This is a genomic window from Mesorhizobium sp. M7A.F.Ca.CA.004.04.2.1 (genome assembly GCF_004022825.1).
Classification (GTDB): domain Bacteria; phylum Pseudomonadota; class Alphaproteobacteria; order Rhizobiales; family Rhizobiaceae; genus Mesorhizobium.
Window position 1 is genome coordinate 1 of the sequence record NZ_RZPH01000203.1, and the last position, 7,192, is coordinate 7,192.

General features: G+C 63.8%; 4 protein-coding genes and 1 pseudogene. 3 read left to right on the forward strand and 2 right to left on the reverse strand.

The features are described 5' to 3' along the window. The 3 genes from EN893_RS11880 to betB form a co-directional block, all read left to right on the forward strand. Positions 1-936, forward strand: a 936-nt coding sequence (locus tag EN893_RS11880; protein ID WP_164900811.1) for a threonine/serine dehydratase, incomplete at its 5' end; no start/stop codon positions are given. After that, entirely contained in the window at positions 929-2,581 is a 1,653-nt protein-coding gene (gene betA / locus EN893_RS11885) for a choline dehydrogenase (RefSeq protein ID WP_127267970.1), read from the forward strand. The genes EN893_RS11880 and betA, both read left to right, overlap by 8 nt. 56 nt (positions 2,582-2,637) lie before the next feature. After that, positions 2,638-4,101: a betaine-aldehyde dehydrogenase gene (betB, locus tag EN893_RS11890; protein ID WP_127267971.1), complete on the forward strand. Its 1,464-nt coding sequence runs from the start codon at positions 2,638-2,640 to the stop codon at positions 4,099-4,101. Between the two features lie 7 nt (positions 4,102-4,108). Here the strand turns inward: betB and EN893_RS11895 are convergent, their stop codons facing one another. Both EN893_RS11895 and EN893_RS11900 read right to left on the reverse strand, forming a co-directional pair. Then, positions 4,109-6,349 carry a mannose-1-phosphate guanylyltransferase/mannose-6-phosphate isomerase gene (locus EN893_RS11895; protein ID WP_127269980.1) on the reverse strand — a complete coding sequence of 747 codons (2,241 nt, stop codon included), beginning with the start codon at positions 6,347-6,349 and terminating at the stop codon, positions 4,109-4,111. Positions 6,350-6,360: 11 nt separating this feature from the next. After that, positions 6,361-7,192: pseudogene (locus EN893_RS11900) on the reverse strand (phosphomannomutase/phosphoglucomutase); the annotation flags it as partial.

Genomic DNA, 7,192 nt, shown 5'->3' on the forward strand with positions numbered 1-7,192 from the left:
ACGCAGATCACACCGCTGCTGGAATCGGCGGTACTGGCCCGCGAGACGGGTGCGGCCCGCGTCTTCATCAAGCCGGAATCGCTGCAATGGGCCGGATCGTTCAAGGTGCGCGGCGCCTATTGGCGCCTGAAGCAGCTTTCCACTGAAGAGGCCAGGAAAGGCGTCGTCGCCTACTCCTCCGGCAATTTCGCGCAAGGGCTGGCGGCTGCCGGCCAGGCGCTCGGCATTCCCGTCACCATCGTCATGCCGATCGACGCACCGACCGCCAAGCGTGATGCTACGGCCGGCTATGGCGCCCGCGTCGTGCTGACCGACCATGGCGAACGCGCGCGTGAGGAAGTCGCCGCCGCCAAGGCACGCGAGATCGCCGAGACCGAAGGCTTGGCCCTGCTGCATCCATTTGACGATCCGGAGATCGTTGCCGGCCAGGCGGGCGCCGGCCTCGAAGCGCTTGACCAACTCGAAGCCAAAGGCGCCAGCGCCGATCTTTTGTTCTGCTCGGTCGGTGGCGGTGGGCTGATCGGCGGCGTTTCGCTCGCCTTCCACTATCTGTCGCCCGCCACTGAGATCATCGGCGTCGAATCTGAAGGTTTCGACGGCATGGGCTCGTCGCTGGCACATGGCAGCATCGAGACGATGCCGATCGGGCCGAAGTCGATCTGCGACGGGCTGATGTCGCGACGGCCGGGCGACGCGCCTTTCGCGGCAGTCAAGACCGCCGGTGTTCGCGGCATCACCGTCGACGACCAATCGGTGCGCAGCGCCATGCGGATCGCCTTCGAGCGCATGAAGCTGGTGCTCGAGCCCTCGGGGGCCGCCTCGCTCGCCGCACTGCTCGGCGGCAAGGTGGATGTGAGGGGCAAGACCGCCTTTGTTGTGGCTACCGGCGGCAATGTCTCGCTCGCCGATTTCATGGCGCATATGAACGATGCTTGAAGCAGATTTCGTCATCATCGGCTCCGGCTCGGCCGGCTCGGCCATGGCCTATCGCCTGTCTGAAGACGGCAAGCATTCGGTCATCGTCATCGAATTCGGCGGCAGCGATATCGGGCCGCTGATCCAGATGCCGTCGGCGCTTTCGATCCCGCTCAACATGAGCCTCTATGACTGGGGCTTTGCCAGCGAGCCGGAGCCGCATCTCGGCGGCCGTGTGCTGGCGACACCGCGCGGCAAGGTGATCGGCGGCTCGTCCTCGATCAACGGTATGGTCTATGTGCGCGGCCACGCCCGCGATTTCGACCATTGGGCCGAAGAGGGTGCGGCCGGCTGGGGCTTCGCCGACGTGCTCCCCTATTTCAAGCGTATGGAAGATTCGGACGGCGGCGAGGATGGCTGGCGCGGCCACGGCGGGCCGCTGCATGTGCAGCGCGGCTCGCGTAAAAATCCGCTCTATGGCGCCTTTGTCGAGGCTGGTCGCCAGGCCGGGTTCGAACTGACCGACGACTACAATGGTTCCAAGCAGGAAGGGTTTGGGCCGATGGAGCAGACCATCAGCGGCGGCCGCCGCTGGTCGGCGGCATCAGCCTATCTGAAGCCGGCGCTGAAGCGCAAAAATGTGAGTCTGGTCAAGGGCTTTGCGCGGCGCGTGATCATCGAGAATCAACGCGCCATCGGCGTCGAGATCGAAGCTCACAAACAGATTCAGGTCGTTAAGGCGCGACGTGAGGTGATCGTCGCCGCATCGTCGATCAATTCGCCCAAGATACTGATGCTGTCCGGCATCGGCCCGGCCGAGCATTTGCGCGCAAACGGCATTCCGGTGGTGGCCGACCGGCCCGGTGTCGGCCGCAATCTGCAGGATCATATGGAGCTCTACATCCAGCAGGAATCATTGCTGCCGATCACGCTCAATTCGGTGCTGAACCCGTTCTCGAAAGCACTCATCGGAGCGCAGTGGTTGTTCCTCAAGACCGGGCTTGGCGCCACCAACCACTTCGAAGCGGCAGCCTTCGTGCGCTCGCGCGCCGGCGTCGACTACCCCGATATCCAGTACCATTTCATCCCGGCGGCAGTCCGCTATGACGGCAAGGCGGCTGCGAAATCGCACGGCTTCCAGGCGCATGTCGGACCGATGCGCTCGAAGTCGCGCGGTTCGGTGACGCTGCGTTCGCCGGACCCGAAATCCAAGCCGGTGATCCGCTTCAACTACATGTCGCATCCAGACGATTGGGCCGAGTTCCGCCACTGCATCAGGCTGACGCGCGAGATCTTCGGGCAGTCGGCGTTCGACCCCTATCGGGGCAAGGAAATCTCGCCGGGCAGCCACATGCAGTCGGACGACGAGCTCGACATCTTCATCCGCGATCATGCCGAGAGCGCCTACCATCCTTGCGGCACTTGCAAGATGGGCCGCGCCGACGACATGATGAGCGTCGTCGATCCGGAATGCCGGGTCATTGGCGTCGAAGGCTTGCGAGTCGCCGATTCCTCGATCTTCCCGCGCGTCACCAACGGCAATCTCAATGCGCCATCGATCATGACCGGGGAGAAGGCTTCCGATCACATCCTTGGCCGGACGCCGCTGGCGCCGTCCAACCAGGAACCATGGATCAATCCGAGCTGGCAGGCGTCGGACAGATAGAGCATGATCGTGACTGCACGATCATGCATGCCGCGAAGACGATTTGGAGACCTCCCATGCGCGCCCAGCCCACGGCATCGCACTATGTCAACGGACGCTACATCGAGGACGAAGGCGGCGCGCCGCTGCCGGTCATCTATCCGGCAACCGGTGAGACCATCGCCATGCTGCGTTCGGCAACGCCGAACGTGCTGGAACTCGCCGTCGAGGCGGCGCGGGCGGCGCAGCCCGCCTGGGCGCGGCTGAAGCCGGTCGAGCGCGGGCGCATCCTGCGCCGCGCCGCCGACATATTGCGCGCCCGCAACGCCGACCTCGCCCGCATCGAGACACTGGATACAGGCAAGGCGATCCAGGAAACGCTGGTGGCGGACGCCCCATCGGCAGCGGACTGCCTTGAATATTTCGGCGGTGCGGTTGCCGCCTACAATGGCGAGTCGGTCGATCTCGGCGGACCCTTCGCCTACACAAGGCGCGAAGCGCTCGGCGTCTGTGTCGGCATCGGCGCCTGGAACTACCCGATCCAGATCGCCGGCTGGAAATCGGCACCGGCGCTCGCCATGGGCAACGCCATGGTGTTCAAGCCATCGGAAAACACGCCGCTTTCAGCACTCGCATTGGCCGAGATCTACAGCGAGGCCGGGCTGCCTGACGGCCTGTTCAACGTGGTGCAAGGCTATGGCGATGTTGGCGCCGGGCTCGTCGGCCACGATGTCGTCGCCAAGGTCTCGGTGACCGGCTCGGTGCCGACCGGCCGCAAGGTGCTGTCGCTCGCCGGCTCGAAGATGAAGCACGCGACGATGGAGCTTGGCGGCAAGTCGCCGCTGATCGTGTTCGACGATGCCGACATCGAGAACGCCATTGGCGGCGCCATGCTCGGCAATTTCTATTCGACCGGGCAGATCTGTTCCAACGGCACGCGCGTCTTCGTGCAGAGCGGCATTCACGACCGCTTCGTCGAGCGTCTGATCGAGCGGACCAAGAAAATCCGCATCGGCGACCCGCTCGACCCCGAAACCCAGATGGGACCGCTGGTTTCCAAGGCGCAGCACTACAAGGTAGTGGGCTATATCGAGATCGGCAAGCAGGACGGAGCAACGCTTGCCTGTGGCGGCAACGTGCCTTCGCTGCAGGGTTTCCAGGGCGGATTCTTTGTCGAGCCAACGGTGTTCACCGGCGTCACCGACACAATGCGCATCGCCCGCGAGGAGATTTTCGGGCCTGTCATGAGCGTGCTGAAATTCGACGGTGAGGACGAGGTGATCAACCGCGCCAACGACACCGAATTCGGCCTTGCCGCCGGCGTCTTCACGCGTGACCTGCCGCGCGCCCACCGCGTCATTGCCGAGCTACAGGCCGGCACCTGCTGGATCAACGCCTATAATCTGACGCCGGTCGAAATCCCGTTCGGCGGCTTCAAACAGTCGGGCATCGGACGTGAGAATTCATTGGCGGCGCTGGCACTCTATTCGCAGCTGAAGTCGATCTATGTCGAGACCGGGGATGTGGCGAGCCCGTACTGATCAAGTCCTACGCCTTCGGATCGGCCGTCCCATCCAGATACTGGGTCAGCGCACAGACCAGGTGGTAGAAGATGCTGGCCGGCACGTCCGATGCCAGTGAGCGGCCGCGCTCGTCGATGCGGTCGATCCACAGGCCGAGCGGCGCCGGGTCGATGTGCCAGCGAAACAGCCGGCCGACGCGCGCTTCGATCTCGGGCTTCAGGTCCGGCCCGCCCGAACCATCCAGCGCGATAGCCGCCTTCACCGCTTCGGCCTGCGGCCAGCTGCGTGATATCAGGTCGAGCGGCAGGCCCTGCCGCGAGACGGCGCCATAGGCAAGGCCGGTGGCGCGGTTGAGGCCATTGGCAGTGGCCGACGCGTAAAGTTTTCTGGCAAAGCCGCTCAATTCGGCCTGGCCGCTGCGTCCAGCGAAATCGACCAGCAGCGAGGCCCACTCGAAATGGTGGCCAGGCTCGGTCCATGACCCTTTCTCTCCTGCGGATGGCTTCCATTCGGCATCGAAATACTCGCCAAGCGTCCAGCTTTCCGGATCGAAGAAATGACTTCGGAAGAGGTCGATGATGCGCGCTGCGCGGCGCAGATGGGCGCGCTCGCCAGTCGCCTGATGCCAAGCGAGGAAGGCCTCGAGCAGATGCATATGCGGGTTGGAGCGGCGCTCGCCTTTGCCGTCCGATGTCTCGAGGAAGCCGGTCATGCGGCTGTCTTCGAGATGCGCATCGAGAAAGGCGAAGGTTTCCTCGCCGAGGCGCAAGGCGTCTGGATTGCCAGACATATGCGCATGCGCGAGCGCCAGGAGCACGCAGGAATGATCGTAGGCATCCTCGGTGGCGTCGGCGACCGAGCCGTCGACATTCAGCGTGCGAACCCAGCCGCCCTTGTCGGTGCGGCCCTTGCCGGCCATGAAGGTGATGCCGTGGCTGATCAGCCGGTCGGCCGGACCGTCCCAGCCGCGCGCTCGGGCGACGGCGAAAGCATAGACCTGCCTTGCCATGGTGCGCATGCGCTTGGGCTTCATCAGCGGCGAGGCGTCCAGGCCGAGCGCTTCGTGAAAGCCGCCATGGCGTTCGTCGACCCCCGATGTCGACCACAGCGGCAAGGTCTCCTGAAACAGCCAGTGATGCACGCGCCGGCGCCAGGCGCCGCTTTCGATGACGCGGTCATGCGCCGGCGTGAACCTGGTTTCCAGGCGACCCGATTTTTCGAGCTGCTCGACGATCTTCTTGACGTGCTGGCTGTGGCTGACCGGGGCGACGAAGGTGGCATCCGATGTCGAAACGATGGCGATGTCCTTCATGCCGATCGCCGACAGCAGGCGGCCATCACTGCGAATGTAGGAATTCTCGCAATCGATAGCGACGACATCGCCGATGATGACATTGCCCCGGTCGTCGGCGGGGCCGACATCGAGCAGCGACTGCCAGGAGCCGAGATCGTTCCAGCGGAAGCCGGCCGGCACCATGGCGATGTCTTTTGCCCGCTCCATGATGGCGTAGTCGATCGAGTTCGACGGAATGGCGGCGTAGAGTTCTAGCGGCATGTAAAGGCCGGACAGATCCGATGTCGCTGCCCTGTAAGCTGCTTCGGTGGCCAGCCAGATATCCGGCTGGAACGCTATGAAGGCATCACGCATGGCGACGGCGCGAAACAGGAAGATACCGGTGTTCCAGTAGAAATTTCCGGCCTTGAGATAGCTTTGCGCAGTCTCAATATCCGGCTTTTCGACGAAGCGCGACACATCGAAGGTGCCGCCGCTTTCGGCCGCGACCTCGATATAGCCGTAGCCGGTCTCGGGCTGTGTCGGCTTGATGCCGAACACCACCAGCCGTCCACTACGCGCTGCCTCGGTGCCGGCTTCGACGCTATGCCAGAATTGGCGCGGGGTCGATATCTCATGATCCGACGGCATCACCAGCACCAGGCTGTCACCGAATTCGGACAGCGTGCGCAGCGTCGCCAGTGCGACGGCGGCGGCTGTGTTGCGCCCGGTCGGCTCGAACAGCGGACCGCCGCCGGCCAGGTCGAGACCAGCAAGATCGGCGTGAACGCGATCAGCATGGCGCTCCGCGGCGATCAGGAAGATCGGCGTTTCGCCTTCCGGCCGGGCCGTCAGCCGACGCAAGGTCTTGGCCAGCATCGAGCCATCGCCGGACAGATCGTGGAACTGCTTGGGGTTGTCCTCGCGCGACAGCGGCCACAACCTCGAGCCGACGCCGCCGCTCATGACAAAACTGACAATCCGCTCGGTCATTCAACTACCATTCAAAAGGTCTGGTTGTAGGCGCCCACCTCGGGGCTGCGGCGCAGCACGGCGTCGACAGCCTCGAACATCTCCCGTCGACGCTGCGACGACACCGGGCTTTCGACCACCACGACCAGTTCCGGTTTGTTCGATGAGGCGCGCACCAGCCCCCAGGTGCCGTCGTCGGCGACGACGCGCACGCCGTTGACGGTGATGAGGTCTGCGATCTTCTGGCCAGCGAAAACCATTCCATCCCGCTTCATGGCCCGAAAGTCGGCAACCACCCGCTCGACAACGCCATACTTCACGTCGTCCGCGCAGTGAGGCGACATGGTCGGCGTGCCGAAGGTCAGCGGCAGGGCGCGATAAAGATCGGCCATCGAATTGCCCAGGCTGCGATCCAGCATTTGGCAGATGGCGATGGCAGTGACCAGCCCGTCGTCATATCCGCGCCCGATCGGCGGATTGAAAAAGAAATGACCCGACTTTTCGAAACCGGCGACAGCACCGAGTTCGGCGACGCGGCGCTTGATGTAGGAATGGCCGGTTTTCCAATAGTCAGCGACGGCGCCATTGGCGCGCAGCATTGCGTCGGTATGGAACAGGCCGGTCGATTTGACGTCGACGACGAAGGTCGAGTTGGGATGCCGGCTGGAAATATCCCTTGCCAGCATCACACCGACCTTGTCGGCAAAAATTTCATTGCCTTCATTGTCGACGACGCCGCAGCGGTCGCCATCGCCGTCGAAGCCAAGGCCGATGTCGGCGCCTGATGCCAGCACCTTGTCCCGGATGGCATGCAGCATCCGCATGTCCTCGGGATTGGGATTGTAGCGCGGAAATGTATGGTCG

What these genes read in the sequence shown, in the direction of transcription:
- betA (WP_127267970.1), top strand. Translation starts at nt 929, where the DNA reads ATGCTTGAAGCAGATTTCGTCATCATCGGCTCCGGCTCGGCCGGCTCG.
- EN893_RS11895 (WP_127269980.1), bottom strand. Translation starts at nt 6,349, where the DNA reads ATGACCGAGCGGATTGTCAGTTTTGTCATGAGCGGCGGCGTCGGCTCG.
- betB (WP_127267971.1), top strand. Translation starts at nt 2,638, where the DNA reads ATGCGCGCCCAGCCCACGGCATCGCACTATGTCAACGGACGCTACATC.